Below are 19,005 nucleotides of genomic sequence, written 5' to 3'. Positions count from 1 at the left end.
GGTCCCACAGCGCTGCGCGCTGTGCAAGGGAACCACCTCGCTCCGCTCGGTGGTTCCGACCCGCTCCGCGGGTCGGTCTGGGGTGCTGCGCACCCCAGTTGCCCCGGGCTTCGCCCGGGGTCGGCCCTTTCGGGCCGTCAGATCCCGCGCTTCGCTTGGGATCTGAGTGCGCTGCGCGCACGGGTCGCTGCGCTCCCCTTGGCCTTGCGGCTTCGCCTCCAGGCCGGCCCGCTAGCGCGGTCGGCGGGCTACGGGGTTGGCGGGGCTGGTTTCAGAAGGGGATGTTCAGGCCTTGTGCGCGCATGAGGGCGAGTCCGTTGTTGAGGCAGGTGTTGGCTGATGCCGAGTCATTGCGTATGGGGTGGGAGAGTGCTCCGCCTGATGCTGCGAAGGTCCACTGATTGTGGGGGCGTTCCGCGTCGAACCGGATGAGGGCGCTGATGCCTTGTTCGCCGAGCCACTCGAGAATGAGCAGGGGAACGTCTTCGATGCCACTGTCTGGGTCGGGCTTCGGCAGCCGGTTCTTTGCTCGGGTCATGCCGGTGAGCATACTGGCGTCTTTGGTCTTTGATGGTCCCTCCGGGAGGTAGTTGCTTCAAAGTTCCTAGTAGATAGACTATGGAGTCAGATGGTTTCACCGTCTGGAGGGCGCCGGCTCGTTCTGCCCCACCGAATCCGTTCCGGGGCAGAAACACAGACCGGTCGGCTCCACAGTGCAGGCAGTGGCAACTCGGCTTCTGCGTTCTGTGTCTTGCGCGTCACGCGGCAAGCGGTCATCCGAGAGGAAAGCAGAGCGAGCATGGCAAGGAAAAACCTCTGGCCCCATCAGCGGGAAGCCGTTGATGCGGTCGTCCGTGCTCTCCAATTGCCTGCAAGATCTTTTGTGCCTCCGAAGGGTCTCCGGACGCAGGTGATCATGGCGACCGGGTCCGGCAAGTCGCTCGTTGCCGTACGCAGCGCGGAAGAGCTCCACGCGGGCCATGTGCTGGTACTCGTGCCCTCCCTGGACCTGCTCGCCCAGACCGAGGCGGCATGGCGCGAGGGCGGCCGCAGGGGCCCGATGATCGGGGTCTCCTCCCTGCGGGGCGAGGAGGCGGGCTTCCCCAACACCACGGACACGGGCGAGCTGGTGGAATGGACACGCGGCCTGGACAAGGTCACCGTGTTCGCCACGTACGCCAGCCTCGGGCTGGGCACACTGGAACGCGCACACCAGGCCGGCCTTCCGGGCTGGGACCTGGTCGTCGTGGACGAGGCACACCGGACCTCGGGCCGGATCGGGAAACCGTGGGCGGTCGTCCACGACAACAGCCGGATCCCGTCCCTGCGCCGCCTCTACATGACGGCCACGCCCCGGCTGTGGCAGCTCGACGAGGACCAGGAGCAGCAGGGCGGGGCGCCGGGCGAGCTGGTCGCGTCGATGGAGGACGATCCGAACGGGCCGTTCGGTGCGCGCTGCTACACACTCACGCTGTCCGAGGCGATCGACCGGGGCATCTGCGCCCCCTACCAGGTCGTGTGTGTCGATGTGACGGACACCCAGTTCCAGGCCGCACTGCTGCTGGGCACGGAGGGCCGGTCGGACGAAATGCGCGGGGCCCGGCTCGCCGCCCTCCAGACCGCCCTGGTGAAGGCGTCTTCGGAGGAAGGGTTCAGGCGCTCGCTCGTCTTCCACCACGTCGTGAAGGAGGCCGAGGCTTTCGCGGCCGGCCTCCCGGACGTCGCCGCGCAGCTGCATGCCGCCGACCCGGAGCTGTACCCGCGCACGGTGTGGGCCGACTGGCTGTGCGGGGAGCACAAGCCCCTCCACCGCCGCCGCGTGCTCGGGGAGTTCGCCGGCGGGATCGCCATGGACGGCACGGTGGTGGAGAAGGCCTTCCTGGGGTCCGTGAAAGTGCTCGGGGAAGGCGTCGACACCCGCAACTGCGACTCCGTGTACTGGGCGGATGTGCGCGGCTCGATGCCGGACCTGGTCCAGGCGGTGGGCCGGGCGCTGCGGATGCAGCCGGGCGAGGGCAAGGTCGCCAGCCTGGTCGTGCCGGTGCTGCTCGGCCCCGGGGAGACGGCAGACAACATGCTCACCTCGAAGGCGTACGGCGGGCTGGCGAAGCTGCTGGAGGCGCTCAGAGCGCACGACGCCAGGGTCGTGGAGGCATTGGCCGAACCCCAAGCCCGAAGCCGCTCCAAGGGTGTTCAGAGCCGCTCAGGGGGCCAGGACGGCGAAGGCAACGAGGGCCGAGACGGCATGTCGGCGCCAGCACGGGAACTGCTGAAGTTCAGCACGCCGCGCGACCCCGCCCAGCTGACGGCATTCATCAACCTGCGGGTCCTGGACCCGGAGCACGAGCACTGGCGGCGGGGCGTGGAGGCCGCTGTGGTCTACACCCGCGAACACGGCGATCTGCGGGTGCCATTCGCCTACCGCGTCCCGGCCGGACGAGACGCTGAGGCGGAGGGCTGGCCCGCCTCCCTCGCCGGCTTCCCGCTGGGGCAGTGGACCGCCGACGCACGCCGCTTCTATGCCCGCGGCGACATGGACGAAGACCGCGTGGCGCAGTTGGAGAAGCTCGGCATGGTGTGGTCGCACTACGACGTCGCCTGGGAAGAGGGCCTGACCGCCGCACGCGGATGGGCCGCCGAACACGGCCACCTCCTGGCCCCGCTGGACGCCACGTTCCAGGGCGCGGCGGTGGGCATCTGGCTGAAGAACGCCCGCGCCGCCGCCCGGCGTGCCCTGGAGCTCGAACAGCGCCAGGCCGAAGGGCTGCCGGTGGAGTCGTGGGCTGGCGCCCTGTCGGAGGAACGGCGCGAGCAGCTGGAGGAGATCGACGCCTCCTGGTGCCCGGCCTGGCCGGTGACGTGGCAACGCTGCTTCCACCTCACCCGGCAGCATCTGGAGGCCAGCGGTCAGCTGCCGGCCGAACCCGGCGACGTCGTGCGCCAAGCCGAGGATCTAGGACGGTGGATCCTGGCGCAGCGCCTTGGCTGGGAGAAGCTGACCGGGGCGCAGCAGTGGATGTGCGAGCAGGTCCTCGGCATCGAACCCGCCACCGAGGAGGAGAAACCCAAGCCACGGACCAGCCAGGCCGACAAGTGGGCCGCCAACCTCGCGGCCGCCCGGCAGTACTACGAGCGAGAGGGACACCTGCGAGTCCCCCGCAAGCACATCGAGACCATCGCAGTGGACCAGGGCGACGGCAAAGACCTGGAGGAACACGACCTCCGACTCGGGGCCTGGGTCAGCAACCAACGCTCCCGAGCAGCCACCCTCACCCCGGAGCGGGTGGAGCAACTCTCCGCCATCGCCATGCGATGGAGCTAAAATTCCTTGCCCCTGCGTCATCCCTGGATGAGGTACGGCGTCGTGACGCTCAGGGCCGTGAAGCCGAGTCGCTCCAAAATCGGACGGCTCTGCTCCGAGGCGTCCACCTGGAGGTAGCGGCAGCCACGGTCGGCGGCGATACGGGCCCGGTGGGCGACGAGCGCGCGGTAGATGCCACGGCCGCGCCACTCCTTCACGGTGCCGCCGCCCCACAGACTCGCGAACTGCGTGCCTGGGTGGAATTCCAACCGGGCCCCGCAAACCGGCTGGTCGCCCGCCATCACCACGGTCATGTGGAGGTCGTCGCTGCCCAGTTGGGCCAGCAAGCGTTCGCGGAAGTGGGAGGAGGAGGCGCCGAAGGCCTGCTCGTTGACCTCGGCGAGAAGGTCGATGCCCGCGGCGTCAGTCACCGCCTCGAAGCGGACGCCCGCCGGCAGCGGGATGTCCTTCGGCATCCCAGCGATCTCCGTGACCATGAGCGTCTCGGGCGGCTCCGCGGTGAAGCCAGCCGCGGTGAGCCGCTCGGAGAGGTCGGCGGGCCGGTCGTGCGAGTACAGCTTCCACTCGAACTCCCGGCCCGTACCCTCCGGCGACGCAAGCCACTCCAGCTGCACGGCGATTGCCCGGTCCGCACTGTCCTCGTGCAGATCGGACCACACCACCCCGGTCCACCCCTGCACCCCCGGTTCCGCCTTCCGCACGACCCCCTCCGGGGCAACCTGTCCGGCTCCCCGGCGCATCTGCCCGTCGAACACTTCCAAAACACCTACGTGGTCCATCCGCGCATTCCAGCACGCCTCATCCTCGGGCTCCAACGAGATTCCCCAGCCGCCCGCCGCCTACCTCACGTCAGCACCGGACCCGACGACTGACATCAGCCCGACCGAAGGAGCCCGCGTGTCCACGCCGTGCGCTACCCGTTCGACAACCCACTCCCCCTCCCACGCGACCCGAACCAGCAGCTCGCCCACCGGCACGAACCGATGGCACCCCGGCTGCCTACGAGCAGCCGCCTGAGCTACATATCGACCTCACCGCGCCTGCGTGCGCCCGCCCCATCTGGTTCAGGTGAACCTCACCGACGACCAGACCCACGCGGCTGACTTGCTGCCAGCCGAGGCCAACAGCGACACCCTCCCAGGTCTCGGTGCGGCGGGCGTCACCGAAGTCGTCGTCGTCGGCGAACCCCCGCCCGCTCCCGACGCGGCGACCACCTGGGTCGCGGAACTCGCCCGGACCTGGATTCGCCCGGCGGAATAGCCAGGGCCGGCCGGAGCGCCAGCCGCATGTCCGCAGCATCTTCCGGTTCACCGTGAACGTCATCCCGGCCCCCGGCGATGAGGACACCGCCGACACCATGGAGACGATGCGGGACGAGCACCTGGTGCCGGCAGCGTCCTTCCACGGTGCGCACCGGTAGCCGCACCGCCGCGCGCGCACGTGGTGCGCACCGGTGGTGCGCACGGCCGGGAGTGGTGCGCACCGGGGCGGACTCGCTGCATCGTCACCGGCGATGTCGTGCGCCGCCGGCACACGGCGATGGCCCGCTCGTGCGCGGCCTCGGTCGCCCGCCGGGTCCCCACAGGAGGCAGAGGGTCGGCTGCGGCCGGAAGACCAAGTCGGCTCCGGTGACCTTCACCAGCTCGCCCCGGCCCGTGCGGACGCTTCCAGCGTGTCGGCCTCTGCTCCTTCGTCCCCGGCCTGCGACCGGGCTCTTCCGCCCCGGCCTGCGCAGAGCGCGCGAGTTCGCTGATTCCAGGGTGGCCATGTGCGTCAACCCGCGCGCCGAAGTCATGGGAAGACTCTCGGCGAGCGGTTTGCGGCGCTGCTTCGTCGCGGTCGACGCGGCCGCGTCCGGCGGGTCAAGAGGGGCGGGTGGCACGGGCATCGGCGGTGCGCCACGTGCTCGGTGGCCATCCCGTGCCACGCTGGAAGAAGGTGGTGAAGTTCGCGGCGTCCAGGAAGCCCAGGCGCTGCGCGCACCTGCTCACCGGCAGGTCGGTGTGGGCGAGGAGCCGCTTGGCCTCCAGCAGGATTCGCTGGTCCAGGAATTCCTTGGCGCCCACGCCAGTGGCGGCGCGGGCAGCCCGGGTCAGCGTTCGCCGGTCGTAGCCCATCACCCGGGCGTAGTCGGCGACTTGGTGCCACTCGGTGAAGTGCTCCTCGACCGCAGCCCGGTAGCGGTGGAAGACATCCCGATCACGCCCACCGCCGGCGGTGGGGGTGTCGGCCGGCAGCACGCGCAGGAGCAGCGCTGCCAGCAGGTGGGAGAGCAGCGCGGGAGAGGCCGGCCGCGGTTCCCGTACTGCGTGCTCGCGTCGCAGGTGGTCGGCTGCCAGCCGGGCGAGCGGTTGCGCCTGTGGGGGCAGGTGCCAGGAGACGGGCGCGCAGAGGTCCCACGCGAGGGTCGGGCCCAGGTCGGGCGGGAAGCCGGGCCGGAAGAGGATCAGGGGGCCCTGAACACGGTCGACGTCGCTCCAGCGGTGCACCATGCCCGGCCGGATCCACACCACGCTCCCTTCGCGCAGGAGATACGTTTCGAAGTCCGCTACGTGCGCGCCCCTCCCGGAGGTGACCAGGGCGAGCACGTGGAAGTCCGGTCGCTGCGGCCGGGTACGGGCGCCTGCGCCGTCCATCTTCCGCAGCTGCGCGAAGCTGAGGACCTCCACACCGTATGCCGCCCCGAGGGCGGGCGTGTAGTGCAGTTGCCGCACAGCGCAGTGTCCGTTTTTCACAAGAGCTGTGTCTCTTTCCACCAGGGAGCGACTGCGCAACGACTGTAGCGTCGAGGTCACCTGCTGATCAGGCGGGCAGAGATTGCGCACTCGCGGCGAAGGCGGCAGCGCTCGGCTCGCCGCCGGCGTTGCGAAGGGGCGGGAATGACGGAAAGCACAAGCACTGTTCGTGTGGCGGGCGGCACGGTCGAGGTGCGTTCGAAGGGGCGCAACGGGCCGGCGCTGGTGTTCGTCCACTACTGGGGCGGTTCCGCCGCCACCTGGGACGGGGTCGTTGGACGGCTTCCAGCCGGACAGGCCGCGGTCCGCTTCGACCAGCGCGGCTGGGGCACCTCACAGGCACTGCCCGGCCCCTACACCTTGGACCAGCTCGCCGACGACCTCATATGCGTGGTCGAAGCCTTGGCCCCCGGGCCGTTCGTGCTGGTCGGCCATTCGATGGGCGCAAAGGTGAGCCAGCTCGCCGCAGCGCGCCGGCCCGCGGGCCTGGTGCTGGTTGCGCCCGCGCCGCCGGAGCCGCCCGCCGCGGTGACCCCGCACTACCGGGAGGAGCTCTCGCACGCGTACGACTCGCCGGAGTCCGTCCGGCAGGCGCTCGACCACGTCCTGACCGCCGTACCGCTCCCGGAGCCGCTGCGGGCCGCTGTCGTACGCGACAGCCTCGCCGTCCACCCCGGGGCCCAGCGGGAGTGGCCGCTGCAGGGGATAGCGACGGACGTCACGGACGCCGCGCAGGCGATCGAGGTCCCGGTGACGGTCGTGGCCGGGGAGCACGATGCGGTGGAGCCGCCACAGGTACTCCGAGACCACCTGCTGCCGCACATCCCGCACGCTCAGCTCAGCACCGTGGCCGGCGCCGGCCACCTGCTGCCCCTGGAAGCGCCCGAGGCGCTCGCGGCGGCGCTGCGCAGCGTCACGGCCCGCCTCAGCAGCTGACTGCCCCGCCGGCGGCCGCGCAAGGCCGGCTGGCCCGCCTGCCCCAACCGGCGAAGCACCGGTCAACCTCACGGGACGTGAGTGCCACGGACCGTGCCGCAGAACTCGCAGACTCGATCACTGGCTTGACCAGCCCATCCAGCACACCGGGTCCGGGCCGCGGACCGGACCTTCTACCGCGCCACGCGGGTTCTATGGCGGTACGCAGGTTCTACAGCGTGCGGGTTCCATGGCGGTAGGCGGGTCGATGCCTGGCCCCCGCGGTCGCCGACGGCGCACCGGCCGGTGGGATCGAGGGTGTTCAGCGCGGCAGGATGCGCCGGAAGACCCGGGCCTGCAAGCCACAGGGCGCCGTCGTCACCCGCACCGATGTCGTGAGCCCGCAGCTCGTCGGTCCGGTGGCTTTGCGGCGCGGCATCCGGCGAGGTGAGCCCAGCGATCAGCCGGGGCACGCCAGGACCGGCATCCGGCAACTCGGCAGGCCACCACCGGTGTTCCGCCAGGGCCTGCCACCGCGCCCGTGCACCTGCGCCTGCCGCTCCCCGGTCTGCTCGGCACCCCGCCGGCCCTCGACACAGACCACAGACAGCCAGTTCGCTCCCGTGGCGGCGGGCGTGTACGTCACGGTCATGCCGCGGCCCCCGACGCGGCGCTCCACAGAGTGAAGCGACCCGTCACCCAGGCCCTGGACAGATACCGCTCCACCCACGCGCGAGCTGAGTTCCAGCGCGTGGCCGCATGTCCCAGCCGCCGGCGACAACGAACCCGTAGTACGCCCACGAAGAGACCATCCCGGAGCCTTTGCGGTCGAGCTGCCCTATGCAGGCAGCCCACCGAAGCCGTGCGACGACCGTCACACCTGGACAAGCGCCGTCCACGTCCCCCCTTCTTCACACTCGCACCCGTCGACGGCCAGCACCGCTACAGATCGGCATAGGTACGGTCAACGGACAACAACAGGACCGAACACCGATACACCACGGATGCACCAGCACACGCTCCCCCCCAACGGCACCGCCGAGCAGGCGGGCACCGATACACACCACGATCGCGCCTCGTACACCGGGCGCAACGCCTCACGGCGGACGAGACGATCCACTGCGGTGAGGCAGATCAGGACGCCAGACGGGCTCCAGGCCCGCGTCACCCGAGGAAGGGAAGCGACAGGGTTCCGCTACGTCCACGGCCTGGGCCGCAGGGCCCATCGTGCTGCTCCCCGTGGTTTTCTTCATCGCCGTCTCGCCATGGCCAACTGACCGCGCCCGTCCCAACGCGCCTGCTGCAGGCCGGGTCCGTCGGTCACTTCCCACCGAAGGGCGGGGTGTACTGCGGCGCCCACCCAAGAATCTCTTTGCTGACTGAGCGTGGCCAGGACGAGGCTGCCTGGAGTTCACGCACCGGGTCTGGGCCGATGCCGACCTGCGTTCCTCGCCCCAAGGGGAAGGAGTCCCGGCACCACGCCCAGGGCGCCACTTGGTGCCGCGGACAGTCGGTCACTGCTCCGAGGAAGTTGCGTCGCAGGTCATCGAGTCGTCGTCGGTGGAGCGCGGCAGCGGGCGAAGGGCGATGACGGGTGCGGGCAGCCGTATCTCCTGATGCACGAGCCACATTGACCGCCATACCGGGGTTCTGACGCGACAGGCCGGTGGCGGCGGCCACGCCGCCCCGTGTCCGCGGTCGGGTGGAGTCATGGGCCTCGGAAGGAGCTCGGCCCGCAGCAGCCAGCCAGGTGGGTGGGGCAGTGCCCGCGTCGCTCCGGGCGGACGGATAATCTGGGCCCGTCAGCGAAGAACGTACAAGGGCGGAGCACATGGCAGACATCATGGAGACGGCGGCGCGGAAGGTCTTCGAGCGCTACGACATGGACGGGGACGGCCTGGTCACCGCCGACGAGTACCGCAAGGCCGTGGCGGAGTTGGAGGGCTCACAGATCACCCAAGCGCAGGCCCAGGAACTGATCGACTCGCTCGACACCAACGGCGACCGCCAGATGTCCTTCGAGGAGTTCTGGGCAGCCATGAACGGCTGACACCACCGCATCCGGCACGTGAACGTGCCACAGGCGGTGCAGCCCATTCCCGTCATCGCGCGGACCGTGGACGACTCGAGGCCATACCCACATTCCCGCCGCACGAGCTCTGGCCCGAGAAGGACCGCAAGCGCCAGGAGAACGACCGGGAAGTGCACGGGACGAGCAGCGTACGGACCGTCATGATGACCGCCGTGCCTGATATGGGCTGGCGGCGCTACATCGGCTCTGATGCCGAATCGGAGCCCTGGATGCGTCGACCCGGCAGCATGACGGAGCTCGTGCCGACGTTGGCTGAGCACCGTCGGGCGATGTGGCTGCGGGAGGAGGCACGGCTGTCCGGTGTCGCCTCACACGCCACCCGGGCCGCCGCGTGAGGCCGGGGCTCGTACTGTCGGCAGGACGGCCGGAACGTCCCGGTGCCGCTCAGCGAGCCGTTCCGCCCACCGCGCCCCGCCGCTGCGGAAGCCGGCCAGGGCGCGGCGCCGGACCTCCTCACGTGCCACCGCTCAGCGAGGCCGGTGCGGTCGACGTACGGAGCGACGGCGGTGAAGGCCAGCCGGAGCACAACTCGTGCCTCAGCGTCCCACTGCCACCGAACGGCTGCAGCATCACGCACTCGTGTGCGTGACCAGGACAGCACCCCGATCCCGTGCCTGGTGGCCCACTTCGCGATGCAGGTGCGCAGTGGGTACCCCAGCCGGACCGCCACAGCCGGCCGGCGCAAGTGAGCGGCGTTGCCTCACTGCCACCGAAGGCCTGCACCGATCTCGTCAGCCCGGAGCGAGGCGGCCTGGACGAGGGACGGGCCTGCATCGACAAGGCCGTCCAGGAGTGCCGCACCGTCGCTGCCTGCGCAGGCACAGAACTGCGTGCTCAGCGGCAACCGGGCAGCGCCATCGGCGCGTACACCGTGGCCTCGCAGCTGCGAGGACCCGCCCGCCGGACAGGGGCGGGCCGCGCCGGACACCGGCGGGCCGGTGCGCACTGCTACTCCTGGAGCTTCTCCCGGATCGCCCTCAAGGCGGCCGACACGTGCTCCTCGGTGTTCGGCTTGTCGAGGCCGAGCCCGCTGAGCACGCCCTCGCCGTTCTCCTGCTCCAGCAGCGCCAGCAACAGGTGCTCCGTGCCGACGTAGTTGTGCCCCAGCCGCAGCGCCTCGCGGAACGTGAGCTCGAGGACCTTCTTCGCACGGGCATCGAAGGGCACGAGGTCGGGCGCGGCCCCACCGGAGGGCTCCGGCAGCGCCCCGGCCACAGCCTCCGCCACCGTCGCCAGCTCCACGCCCTGGGCGACGAGCACCCGTGCGGCCAGCCCTTCCGGGTCATCGAGCAGCCCGAGCACGAGATGCCCCGTGCCGATCTGCGTGTGACCCCCTTCACGGGCCTTGTTCTGGGACGCGACGACGACACTCCTGGCCCGGGGGGTGAACCTGCCGAAATCCTGGTTCATGTCAGACGTCGGCTCGTCCTTCGTCACGAACCGCTTCTGGGCAGCCTGCCGCGTCACACCCATGGACCTGCCGATCTCCGTCCACGAAGCACCGGAACGGCGAGCCTGATCGACAAAGTGGCCGATGAGGTGATCGGCCACTTCACCGAGATGGTCAGCGGCGACGACAGCGCTCTGGAGCTGTTCGAGGGCGCCGCCGTGCACCTTCTTGATCGCCTCGATGAGGTCATCGAGACGGACGGGATTGTTCATCTGAGTCGGTTCCACCATGAGGCAACCCTAGGTTGACAGCCGAGCAGTGTCAACCCACGGTTGACAGTCAGTGAGGGATTCAGCAGCAGTAGACGGCCAGGGCGCCCACCACGGACCGACGGTGATCAACTTCAGCGGCTCCACACCGGTACACACCACCCCCAGACCAACAGAAAGACACGCCCCCCGCACAGCCCGCCCGTCCAAGTCGACGTCACCGAGGACGAGTTACTCGGACAACACGGCCATCCGGCGCCCGGCGGCGTCGCACACGGCGCCGCCGGGACAGGTTGCGTGCAGAACCTGCCCTGCCGCGGCCACGGCGCCGGCGTGAACGTCACCGCCGCGCACCCTGCAGCCCGCGGCGACCGTGCCCAGGGACTTGACCTCAGCACGGTCAGCAGTCAGCAGAGCTTCATAGAGATCCAGCCGGCGGCGCAGGCACAAACAGCATCCTTCGCCGCAGAGACAGCCCTTGAACAGGCACTGCCACAGATGCGCGCCCGTGGCGAGGGGACACTACTGCTGACTACCGATGACTACCGGCGCGCCTCCACAGCCGCCGCACCGCTCCAGGCCAATGCGGCTCTGGCCATGGCCGGCTTGCACAACCGGGCACACGCCTTGCACGCCGAGTTACGCCCCGAGGAATCCACACGGCGACGGCGACGATCGCCTCCCGTACCGTCCCCGGCAACAAGGTGACCGACCCTGATGCCATTGCAGCTCGCCACTACGCCCTGCACCAGCAGCGAGACCCTGCGGAAGAAGTCATCGGCGATCCGGAAGCCTTCCACGGGCCCCGTCACCGAGGGACCGGTCGATGAGCACGGCCCGGCGACTTCATCGGCCGCAGGCCAGACTGCGTGTTTGCCGAACCGTTCGCCGCACGCCGCCCGGCGCCGTGGACGCCGGGCGCGAGGACGACGGTCAGCAGCCGGTGTTGTGCACACCCGGCGTCTCGAAGTCACCCTGACCCTCGACCGCCAGGACACCGTAGATGGTGCTGCAGCCCAGACTCTGGTTCTTGAACTTGTACGTCTTCGTGTCCCCCTTCTTGACCGTGAACGCGTTGCTGAAGTGCTTCGCATTGCCCTTCCGGTAACCGAACTTCACGGTCACCGCGGAGCCGCCGGTCTTCCCGAACACGAGATTCACGGTGTGACCGCCGTCGATGATGCCCACACAGAACGAGCCGTTGGACAGCGAGGTGCAGGAAGGCCCCGCATTGCGGGCCGCACCGGCCGGCCCGTCGGCCGAAGCCGGAGCCGCCAAACCCGCGACGGAGAGGAGGGAGGCGGCGAATATGACGCCGGCCCGAGTGTGCTTGCGCATGGAAAGCATCCTTTTCCTGCAGGTAGCCGAGTTGATCATCGGTCAGACTACCCAGACGAAATCAAGCCAACAAGGCGGATGTGCCCTGAAAAATCGGACTTCCACGTTCCGGGTGAGCCATGAGATGCAGCAAAGGTCCCACCGGCTGCCGCCCGCCCGGTCCTGGCCCTCAAGGTGCTTCGCGCCCCAGGCTCAGATGCAGCGTCGTTGGGTGAGTACGCGTATCGCCCGCCCCACGGCGACGCGTATGAGCATCCGGACCATGACGGACCCAGACCCTCACGTAACTGGACGGCCCAGCAGCCGAGTTCGACGAAGACGATGCCGGTGAACTCCACCAAGCGCCCGTCGGCGCGGCGGTCACCGTCTTTGAAGCAGACCTCCTGCAAGCCTTCGGCAGCGATGTACTGCACCCACTGCTCGGTGACGCCCTGAACGCCGAAGAAAGTGCTGCCCCGGCGGCTCCGGCATTTCGAGGGCCTCGACGATGAGGACCCTGTCGCCGGTCGTCTGAGGCTCCTGCCCAGCGGGCATTGATAGGTTGCCCGCCATGACTGAACTAGGGTCCGTCGCCTGGCCGTCTGCCCCGATCAAGACCGAGCGGCTCGTGTTGCGCCAGTCCGAAGCCCGGGACCGTGCGGCGTTCATCGAGCTCTTCACCTCCTCGGAGGTAGGTACCTACCTCGGTGGCCCTCAACCGCTCGATGAACTCGAGCGCGCGATGCCTGAGGTGCCCGAGCGGCGCCCTGGCGTTTTCGTAATCGATCTCGACGGAGCGATGATCGGCAGGGTCACGCTCGATCCGCACGCCGACCGTCCGGGTTACATACGTCCGGACGTCGGGGAGACCGAGCTCGGTTACCTGTTCCTGCCGCAGGCATGGGGACGCGGGTACGCCGCCGAGGCGTGCGCAGCGGCACTCGACTGGTTCGCCGACGCGAATCCCGGCGAGCCGGTGGTGCTCCGCACCCAGACCGCCAACGACCGCTCGATGCGCCTCGCGGCGAAGCTGGGCTTCACCCAGGTGGAGCGGTACGAGGACTACGGCGCCGAGCAATGGTTCGGCGTGTGGTCTCCGGTCACGCCGTCCGCCTGATCTCGTGCCCGACAGCGCGACGGATCCACAAACTCACCGACCGATCGTCGGCCTCGGCGCGCCGCTTGCGCCAGTGCTTACCAACCTTGCTGCCACAAACCGGCTCTGCTCCCAACTTCGGTGACAACCCTCCCGACTTGGCTGTCACAGGTCAGCAACGGCCGAGACTGATCGTTTGACATCCAACCCAGTCGCCCCACGTCAGGGCACCGCGGCGGACCAACTTCGTTGTCAAAGGACAACAGCGTTTGTCGCTGGGTTTCGGCGGCAGTTGGTGGTCCATCTGCTCAGAGACGTTGGCGAGAAATGACGGCGCCGGCGTGGCCGTGGACGCGATGCAGCCAGCCGCGCCGGGGCTGCCGGCGGCAGAGGTCAGCTGTGACTGAGCACTTCAGCGGCGGGGAGACAGTGAAAGTCCCTCTGTGGGTATCAACACGCTCGCTCATATTCGACCTGGTCAAGGGGGTTTCCATCGCCAAAGTCGAAGGTGCGTGCGGTGCCGCACTCGGTGAAGCCGCACTTGCTGTAGAAGCGACGGGATTGTGGGGTGTCGCGCAGTGTCCACAGGTGTACCTGGGCGAACCCGTCGTTGCGCACGCGGCGCAGCGTCTCGGCCATCAATACGGCGGCGACGCCGCTGCCCCAGCTGTCAGGGTGGCTGTAGAAGGTGTGGATCTCGGCACGACCCGGCCGGGTCGAGGACGGGCTGAAGGCGGACAGTGCCAGAGGGCGGCTATCGAGTTCGGCCAGCAGGATCGTCGCTGCTCCCTGCGCGGCCCTTTCGTGCCATCGCGTCCGCCTGCTCTGGACCGCACGTGCAGCGAACGCCGGAGCGAAGAAGGGGGCATAAGCCGCCTCCCAGGCTGCGGCATGGATCTCACCGAGGACGTCCCCGTCGTGCGGGCCGGCGCGACGAACTTCGAACATCCGATCACCCTATCCGCAACGCCTTCCAGACCACCTCGGAATTCAGACGGAACGCTCGAGTCGGCGGGCCCCGCCAAGAGGGCTCAGTCAGGTCAGCCGGTCTTGGCGGGTTCCTCTGCCCGTGCCCGGGTGCCGGCGAGGCGGTAGGAGTCGGTACCGGTTTCGATGAGGGTGCCGTTGAAGGTGAGGCGATCGACGACGGCCGCGCGGAGGCGGGTCGGTGAAGATCTTGACGATCGCGGTGGACCGGGCCGGCGGCGAGGACCAGAAGGAGCATCAGCTCCGGCTCGGAGCATTCGTGAGCAACCAACGCTCACGGGCCGCGTCACTGACGCTGGAACGGCGCGGAAGGCGCTGGACTCGTCTTGGCCGGAGCCACGCAAGAGGCTGCCGCCGCGGGCGAGCGAGCTGGACCCATTCAAGCCGATGATCGACGACATCCTGCGGGCGGATCTGGACGCCGCGCAAGCAGCGGCACGAGGGGGCCCGCCAAGGCCTGCTGACCTCTGCCGCTATCCGCTGCCTCGACAGCCAGGCGCCCTGACGGGCGGCTGGCCGCCTGGAGGGCGCCGCCCCAGAGACGGCCGACAGCCTGGTCGCTGGACCTCACCCGCTCGGTGGTGCCGTCCAGGCCATGGCCAAAGCGAAGCCGAGGTCATCGAACCGGGCCCCAGGGAAGACGCTTCCGTAGAGGTCGCGGAACTGCTCGCGCGACAGGTAGCGGTCGCTGAGCAAGTGCGCCAGCCACGGTCGGCTGTGCCAGAAACGCAGCTGGAACCACGCGTCGCGAAGACCGACGCGGCGGATCTCGCTGGGGAAGCTCCACAGCGCGGGCCAGGTGTACGCCTTACGCGGCGGCGTCGGGTACAGATCACACACGTTGTCGATCAGTGCGACGGTGCCGCCAGGCCGCACGAGGCCCTTCATGCGCTCCAATCCCGCGCGGTAGTCCTTCAGGTGGTGCAGCATCGTGTGGCTGTACACCAGGTCGAAGCCGTCTTCGTCTTCCAGGTCGAACAGGTCCTTCATTACGTAGCGCACGTTGGGCCGTGCCCTCTTGGCCTCGGCGATCTCGATCATGGGGCCGCTCAGGTCCAAACCGACGACCTCCTCGAAGCAGTCAGCCAAGACCTCGACCGCATGCCCGGAGCCGCAGCCGGCATCCAGAGCACGCTTGCCCTTCAGGCCCAGGCCGAGCAGCCAGGCGGCGTTCTGCCCCGGGAGCAGGCTCACGAAGCGGTCGTAGTCGAGGGCGAACCGGTCGAAGGACTGAGGATCGGCTATCTGCGTCATACCTCTCCCTACATGGCGCGGCCCACCGAGCGCAGAGGACCTGCCGAACCCGCCGGCACGCACTCCACCCCGAGAGCTACGGCTGCAACAGAGTGACCCAGTTCGACGACGACCGCTGGGCCGGGGCCGCGCCGGTTGTCCGCTTCCTAGGGACGTCCAGTGGCCGGCCTTGATCAACCCATCGCTCCCAGCGCGCGGGCCAGGCCGATCACATCGTCGGCGACGAGGTCGACCTCGGCGGGTGGATCGACCCGCCCGGCGTCCGGCCCCCACTCCAGCGGGCGTGGGATGTAGGCGGTGCGGAGCCCTGCCTGGGCGGCGGCTTCGAGGTCGTCGGGGTGGCAGGCCACCATGAGGAGCCGCCGCGGCTCCACCTCGAGCAGCTCGGCGGCCGTGAGGTAGACATGGGGGTCGGGCTTGTAGGACTTGGCCAGCTCGGCCGACAGGATGCAGTCGAACCGGAGCCCGGCCTGTTTGGTGAGGCGTGCGAGCAGGCCGATACCTCCGTTGGACAGCGTCGCGGTGATCACACGGGTGTTGTGGAGCAGCTCCAGACCGGCTGCGGCGTCGGGCCAGGGGCGCAGACGGTGCCAGGCCTGCACGAGCGTGTCCCGTCCGGCCTCGCCGAGGTCGTCGAGCCCATGCTCGGCCAGGACGTCATCGAGCATGAGCCGGTGCAGATCGTCCAGCGGCCGCCAGGGCAGCTCTCCGCCCAGGACGCGCTCCAGCACCGGGCGGTAGCGGCGTCGCCAGGCGTCGGTGACAGTGGGCCAGTCAGCATTCAGTCCGGCTCGGCTGCCGACATCGGCCAGCTCGTCGGCCACGCTGGAGCGCCAGTCGGTCATCGTCCCGAAAACATCGAACACGGCGGCATCAACGTCCATACGACATCCCCGGCCCTCAACTCATCGTTTGTGTCGGTGACTTGGTTTCGTCCGTGACGACGAGTCCCCCACCCCACCGCGCCGAAGCCAAGACCAACCTGGCGGTGATCGATCTCATCAGCCGCAGGCTCACACGTGAAACCATCCCGAACCGGCGGTATGCCTGAACTCCGGGTGCGTCAGTCGAGTGCGTGGGCCCGCTGACGCGGACCGGGAGGACCGAAGCTCAGCCCGTTCTCATCGAGGGCATTGAAGACGGTTGCCCGGTTCGCCTCGAAGACGAAGCTCACGTCAACGTTCCCTTGAGCCACATCCCGGCCGGTCCACTCAAGCAGTTCGACCCCCTTGAGGGACATGCCCCGCAGAGCACCCAACTCGGGAAGAGGCTCAGGGCGCCATTGCAGGTCGAAGCCTGCCCACCGGACCGGACGAGCTATGTCGATCGTGTTCCAGGTAAGGGAGAGATCGTCGAACTTGTGATGGTTGACCTCGACCTGCTCGCCATCGAAGTCGAACAGCACGGGACAGTCACAGAACCACTCGTCATCCTTCAAGTCCCAGAGCAACCAGACTCTTGTCAGAGTGCGGCCGGCAAGACCACGCAGGCGGTGCCCGTGCTCCCGCACAACCTCTCCACGGCCGTGCAACCACACCGGCTGGTATCCGTCGATGCCGAAATCGAACATGGAGTCATCTTGTCAGGGCCGCCCCAGGTCAGCACGACGAAGTCCCAAGTGCCGGCCAACCGCCCACTTCTCAAACGCCCCTGTCAGGACAAGACTCTCTTTCACAAGTCTCCCGAAACAGCTGCGGGCGCTCCTGCCCTGACAGATAGCTCCCCGCCGTGAACGAGGTCTTGCTGCGCCGGGAGAAGTTCCCAGCGTGACCCTGGACTCGGTGCCGGCCCGCCCGCGGGGATGCGCCACCGGCGCCGGCGCCGCGCCGATCCGCTGACGCAGGCGTCGGGGCGGCAGGGACGGCCCAGCTTCACGGTATGTCGACAGCGCAGCTGCGGCAGGCTCACAGATGCGGGTGGCGCCCTGAACACTACTGCGGGCGTGTGATCACAGGGGCCCGCCTGCCTTAGGGGTATTGGGTCGGTAGTGGTTGATGACGCCTGCGTATTGGTCGGGCCGGGCGGCTCGGTGGGATTCAGCGTGGTCGTACCGGGGCCGACGTCCGCGCAGCAGGAATGATGCGGTGCGGGAGGCCAGACGGCTGAGTGTGATTTTCATCGGTCCTCCGTTCGTAGCGTTCGGTAGTTCGAGCGTACGCAACGCAGGGCGAGCGTGCAGTGATCCGAGTGAGATTTGAGGTGCACGGCGCAATGTGCCAACTGCCAGTGTTCGCAAGGGCCGTGGGCGCCCTGCCCACCCCCGCCGACCGCCACCGGCACATTCCCGGCGACTGCGCTGTAACGCCCTTCCGCGGAACCGTGCTGACCAGCCGCGAACAGCCCGGACACCACAAGGGCCAGTGCGCAGCGTGTCCACGTCGACTGTCGGGCAGCCCTTCGCTTGGACGGTCCTCCGCCTTGCGGCCTAGTTCCGCCGCCGGATGCGACTGAGCGCTGCACGCCATAGCCTCCCCACATGACGACAGTTGACTCTCATCCCTGCGGGCCCCGCAGCCCGGAGCAGCGCAAGCACGAGGCGCTGGAACGGCTCGTGCGGGACAACGACGTCTGGGTCGCCACGGCCGACGCCTCCGGTGAACCGTGCCTCGTTCCGCTTGCCTTCTGGTGGGATGGCGATGTGGTGTGGCTGTCCACTCGCGATACCAACCCGACCGGGCGCAACCTGTGTGCCTCAGGGCGAGCCCGGCTCTGCTTCGGCCATACCCGGGACGTGGTCCTGGTCCACGGCACCGCGCGCATGGTGACCCGCGAGGAGCTTCCGGCAGAGGTGGGCGACGCCTTCGCCGCCAAGGATGGCTGGGACCCTCGCGAGGACCACCCGTCGTACGTCTTCTTCCAGGTCACCCCGCAGGTGCTGCAAGCATGGGGAACAGTTCCCGAGATGGCCGCAAGGACCCTGATGCGCGACGGGAAGTGGCTGGTCTAAGCCGTGTCTCACACTGGTCACAGCCACGCATTGACGACCGCGACCAGCACGGCATCCTCATAGCGAACCGCGCTCACGGTCTCCTTGCCAGGTGACTCACGTCAGCGTGACCAGGCCAGCATGTGCCAGGCTCTTGTAGGGCACTGTCCGGGCAGGCGGATCGAGCTCGTCGGCGACCTGTCTCGCCGGGCGGCCCGCCGCGGGCCGACGGATTCGGGGACGTCGTCCCCCATGATCCCGCTGCCGCCCTGCACCTGTGTACGAACCATGGGCTCCGATGCCGTGACCACACCTGTCACCGCATGAGCGTGCCATCTGCCGTCGCGCCTCACCAAGGCCCCTGGCCCTGGCCGCTCACCGCTGACCGAGCCACATGTCGTCGAGCATTAGGGCCTGTCCGGCAGATCATGCCGGGCGGCCCACCGACGCTGAATCGCTGTAGCGACCCGCCGGACAAGGAGAGCTAGGAGGAGCAGGTTGGGCGCGTCGATAAATACCTCGACATCGGTCGCGGTGATCGGGGAGGCTTCGCGCGATGACCAGAATCGACGACACGCCGCCGGCGTGGGACGAGCGCACCCAGCTCACCACGTTTCTCGACTACACACGTGACACCGCCCGCGCCAAGTGCGCCGGCGTCTCCGCGGAGAACGCCCGCAAGGCGCTCCTGCCGGGCTCACC

Annotated in this window: 16 protein-coding genes and 2 pseudogenes; 7 read left to right on the top strand and 11 right to left on the bottom strand. The window is 68.9% G+C overall.

Annotation, left to right across the window (positions count from 1 at the left end; translation table 11 throughout):
• Positions 1-271 precede the first annotated feature (271 nt).
• Positions 272-538, bottom strand: coding sequence for a hypothetical protein (locus ACGFWI_RS38010; protein WP_393910644.1), 267 nt, complete (start codon positions 536-538; stop codon positions 272-274).
• 261 nt (positions 539-799) lie between these two features.
• Here ACGFWI_RS38010 and ACGFWI_RS38005 point away from each other — a divergent pair, with 261 nt between their 5' ends.
• Positions 800-3,322 (top strand): Helicase associated domain protein, encoded by a 2,523-nt coding sequence (locus ACGFWI_RS38005; RefSeq protein WP_393910643.1) that lies wholly within the window; start codon positions 800-802, stop codon positions 3,320-3,322.
• 17 nt (positions 3,323-3,339) lie between these two features.
• Here the strand turns inward: ACGFWI_RS38005 and ACGFWI_RS38000 are convergent, their stop codons facing one another.
• Positions 3,340-4,101, bottom strand: a complete 762-nt coding sequence (locus ACGFWI_RS38000) for a GNAT family N-acetyltransferase (protein ID WP_393910642.1) — start codon at positions 4,099-4,101, stop codon at positions 3,340-3,342.
• A 265-nt stretch (positions 4,102-4,366) separates the two neighbouring features.
• Here ACGFWI_RS38000 and ACGFWI_RS37995 point away from each other — a divergent pair, with 265 nt between their 5' ends.
• Positions 4,367-4,582: a hypothetical protein gene (locus tag ACGFWI_RS37995; RefSeq protein ID WP_393910641.1), complete on the top strand. Its 216-nt coding sequence runs from the start codon at positions 4,367-4,369 to the stop codon at positions 4,580-4,582.
• Positions 4,583-5,184: 602 nt separating this feature from the next.
• On the opposite strand, the gene ACGFWI_RS37990 is transcribed toward ACGFWI_RS37995, so the two are convergent.
• On the bottom strand, positions 5,185-6,036 hold the full coding sequence (locus ACGFWI_RS37990) for a helix-turn-helix domain-containing protein (protein WP_393910640.1): 852 nt from the start codon (positions 6,034-6,036) through the stop codon (positions 5,185-5,187).
• Positions 6,037-6,201: 165 nt separating this feature from the next.
• Here ACGFWI_RS37990 and ACGFWI_RS37985 point away from each other — a divergent pair, with 165 nt between their 5' ends.
• Positions 6,202-6,993, top strand: coding sequence for an alpha/beta fold hydrolase (locus tag ACGFWI_RS37985; RefSeq protein ID WP_393910639.1), 792 nt, complete (start codon positions 6,202-6,204; stop codon positions 6,991-6,993).
• A 439-nt stretch (positions 6,994-7,432) separates the two neighbouring features.
• On the opposite strand, the gene ACGFWI_RS37980 is transcribed toward ACGFWI_RS37985, so the two are convergent.
• Positions 7,433-7,624, bottom strand: a complete 192-nt coding sequence (locus ACGFWI_RS37980) for a hypothetical protein (protein WP_393910638.1) — start codon at positions 7,622-7,624, stop codon at positions 7,433-7,435.
• Positions 7,625-8,803: 1,179 nt separating this feature from the next.
• Between ACGFWI_RS37980 and ACGFWI_RS37975 the strand changes: the two genes are divergently transcribed.
• On the top strand, positions 8,804-9,022 hold the full coding sequence (locus tag ACGFWI_RS37975; RefSeq protein WP_393910637.1) for an EF-hand domain-containing protein: 219 nt from the start codon (positions 8,804-8,806) through the stop codon (positions 9,020-9,022).
• Positions 9,023-10,012: 990 nt separating this feature from the next.
• Here ACGFWI_RS37975 and ACGFWI_RS37970 read toward each other — a convergent pair.
• The gene (locus ACGFWI_RS37970; protein WP_393910636.1) at positions 10,013-10,744 is read right to left on the bottom strand and encodes a Clp protease N-terminal domain-containing protein; all 732 of its coding nucleotides are present in this window, start codon (positions 10,742-10,744) and stop codon (positions 10,013-10,015) included.
• 912 nt (positions 10,745-11,656) lie between these two features.
• Entirely contained in the window at positions 11,657-12,061 is a 405-nt protein-coding gene (locus tag ACGFWI_RS37965) for a hypothetical protein (RefSeq protein WP_393910635.1), read from the bottom strand.
• Between the two features lie 550 nt (positions 12,062-12,611).
• On the opposite strand from ACGFWI_RS37965, the gene ACGFWI_RS37960 reads away from it, so the two are divergent.
• Positions 12,612-13,157, top strand: a complete 546-nt coding sequence (locus ACGFWI_RS37960; protein ID WP_393910634.1) for a GNAT family N-acetyltransferase — start codon at positions 12,612-12,614, stop codon at positions 13,155-13,157.
• Between the two features lie 429 nt (positions 13,158-13,586).
• On the opposite strand, the gene ACGFWI_RS37955 is transcribed toward ACGFWI_RS37960, so the two are convergent.
• The 5 genes and pseudogenes from ACGFWI_RS37955 to ACGFWI_RS37935 all read right to left on the bottom strand — a co-directional run bounded on the left by ACGFWI_RS37955 (position 13,587) and on the right by ACGFWI_RS37935 (position 16,947).
• Positions 13,587-14,084: a GNAT family N-acetyltransferase gene (locus tag ACGFWI_RS37955; protein WP_393910633.1), complete on the bottom strand. Its 498-nt coding sequence runs from the start codon at positions 14,082-14,084 to the stop codon at positions 13,587-13,589.
• 92 nt (positions 14,085-14,176) lie between these two features.
• Positions 14,177-14,299, bottom strand: a pseudogene (locus ACGFWI_RS37950) (AAA family ATPase); the annotation flags it as partial.
• A gap of 391 nt (positions 14,300-14,690) precedes the next feature.
• Positions 14,691-15,377, bottom strand: coding sequence for a class I SAM-dependent methyltransferase (locus ACGFWI_RS37945; RefSeq protein WP_393910632.1), 687 nt, complete (start codon positions 15,375-15,377; stop codon positions 14,691-14,693).
• A gap of 173 nt (positions 15,378-15,550) precedes the next feature.
• The gene (locus ACGFWI_RS37940; RefSeq protein WP_393910631.1) at positions 15,551-16,261 is read right to left on the bottom strand and encodes a haloacid dehalogenase type II; all 711 of its coding nucleotides are present in this window, start codon (positions 16,259-16,261) and stop codon (positions 15,551-15,553) included.
• Positions 16,262-16,440: 179 nt separating this feature from the next.
• Positions 16,441-16,947 carry a hypothetical protein gene (locus tag ACGFWI_RS37935; RefSeq protein WP_393910630.1) on the bottom strand — a complete coding sequence of 169 codons (507 nt, stop codon included), beginning with the start codon at positions 16,945-16,947 and terminating at the stop codon, positions 16,441-16,443.
• A gap of 906 nt (positions 16,948-17,853) precedes the next feature.
• On the opposite strand from ACGFWI_RS37935, the gene ACGFWI_RS37930 reads away from it, so the two are divergent.
• Both ACGFWI_RS37930 and ACGFWI_RS37925 read left to right on the top strand, forming a co-directional pair.
• Positions 17,854-18,324 carry a pyridoxamine 5'-phosphate oxidase family protein gene (locus ACGFWI_RS37930; RefSeq protein WP_393910629.1) on the top strand — a complete coding sequence of 157 codons (471 nt, stop codon included), beginning with the start codon at positions 17,854-17,856 and terminating at the stop codon, positions 18,322-18,324.
• Positions 18,325-18,859: 535 nt separating this feature from the next.
• Positions 18,860-19,005 (top strand): annotated as a pseudogene (locus tag ACGFWI_RS37925) (mini-circle protein); the annotation flags it as partial.

The sequence above is a fragment of the Streptomyces sp. NPDC048434 genome (genome assembly GCF_043200375.1).
GTDB lineage: Bacteria > Actinomycetota > Actinomycetes > Streptomycetales > Streptomycetaceae > Streptomyces.
Note: the sequence above shows the minus strand (reverse complement) of the source record. Positions and strands in the feature narration are given on the sequence as shown.

What these genes read in the sequence shown, in the direction of transcription:
- ACGFWI_RS38010 (WP_393910644.1), bottom strand. Translation starts at nt 538, where the DNA reads ATGACCCGAGCAAAGAACCGGCTGCCGAAGCCCGACCCAGACAGTGGC.
- ACGFWI_RS38005 (WP_393910643.1), top strand. Translation starts at nt 800, where the DNA reads ATGGCAAGGAAAAACCTCTGGCCCCATCAGCGGGAAGCCGTTGATGCG.
- ACGFWI_RS38000 (WP_393910642.1), bottom strand. Translation starts at nt 4,101, where the DNA reads ATGGACCACGTAGGTGTTTTGGAAGTGTTCGACGGGCAGATGCGCCGG.
- ACGFWI_RS37985 (WP_393910639.1), top strand. Translation starts at nt 6,202, where the DNA reads ATGACGGAAAGCACAAGCACTGTTCGTGTGGCGGGCGGCACGGTCGAG.
- ACGFWI_RS37980 (WP_393910638.1), bottom strand. Translation starts at nt 7,624, where the DNA reads ATGACCGTGACGTACACGCCCGCCGCCACGGGAGCGAACTGGCTGTCT.
- ACGFWI_RS37975 (WP_393910637.1), top strand. Translation starts at nt 8,804, where the DNA reads ATGGCAGACATCATGGAGACGGCGGCGCGGAAGGTCTTCGAGCGCTAC.
- ACGFWI_RS37970 (WP_393910636.1), bottom strand. Translation starts at nt 10,744, where the DNA reads ATGGTGGAACCGACTCAGATGAACAATCCCGTCCGTCTCGATGACCTC.
- ACGFWI_RS37965 (WP_393910635.1), bottom strand. Translation starts at nt 12,061, where the DNA reads ATGCGCAAGCACACTCGGGCCGGCGTCATATTCGCCGCCTCCCTCCTC.
- ACGFWI_RS37960 (WP_393910634.1), top strand. Translation starts at nt 12,612, where the DNA reads ATGACTGAACTAGGGTCCGTCGCCTGGCCGTCTGCCCCGATCAAGACC.
- ACGFWI_RS37955 (WP_393910633.1), bottom strand. Translation starts at nt 14,084, where the DNA reads ATGTTCGAAGTTCGTCGCGCCGGCCCGCACGACGGGGACGTCCTCGGT.
- ACGFWI_RS37945 (WP_393910632.1), bottom strand. Translation starts at nt 15,377, where the DNA reads ATGACGCAGATAGCCGATCCTCAGTCCTTCGACCGGTTCGCCCTCGAC.
- ACGFWI_RS37940 (WP_393910631.1), bottom strand. Translation starts at nt 16,261, where the DNA reads ATGGACGTTGATGCCGCCGTGTTCGATGTTTTCGGGACGATGACCGAC.
- ACGFWI_RS37935 (WP_393910630.1), bottom strand. Translation starts at nt 16,947, where the DNA reads ATGTTCGATTTCGGCATCGACGGATACCAGCCGGTGTGGTTGCACGGC.
- ACGFWI_RS37930 (WP_393910629.1), top strand. Translation starts at nt 17,854, where the DNA reads ATGACGACAGTTGACTCTCATCCCTGCGGGCCCCGCAGCCCGGAGCAG.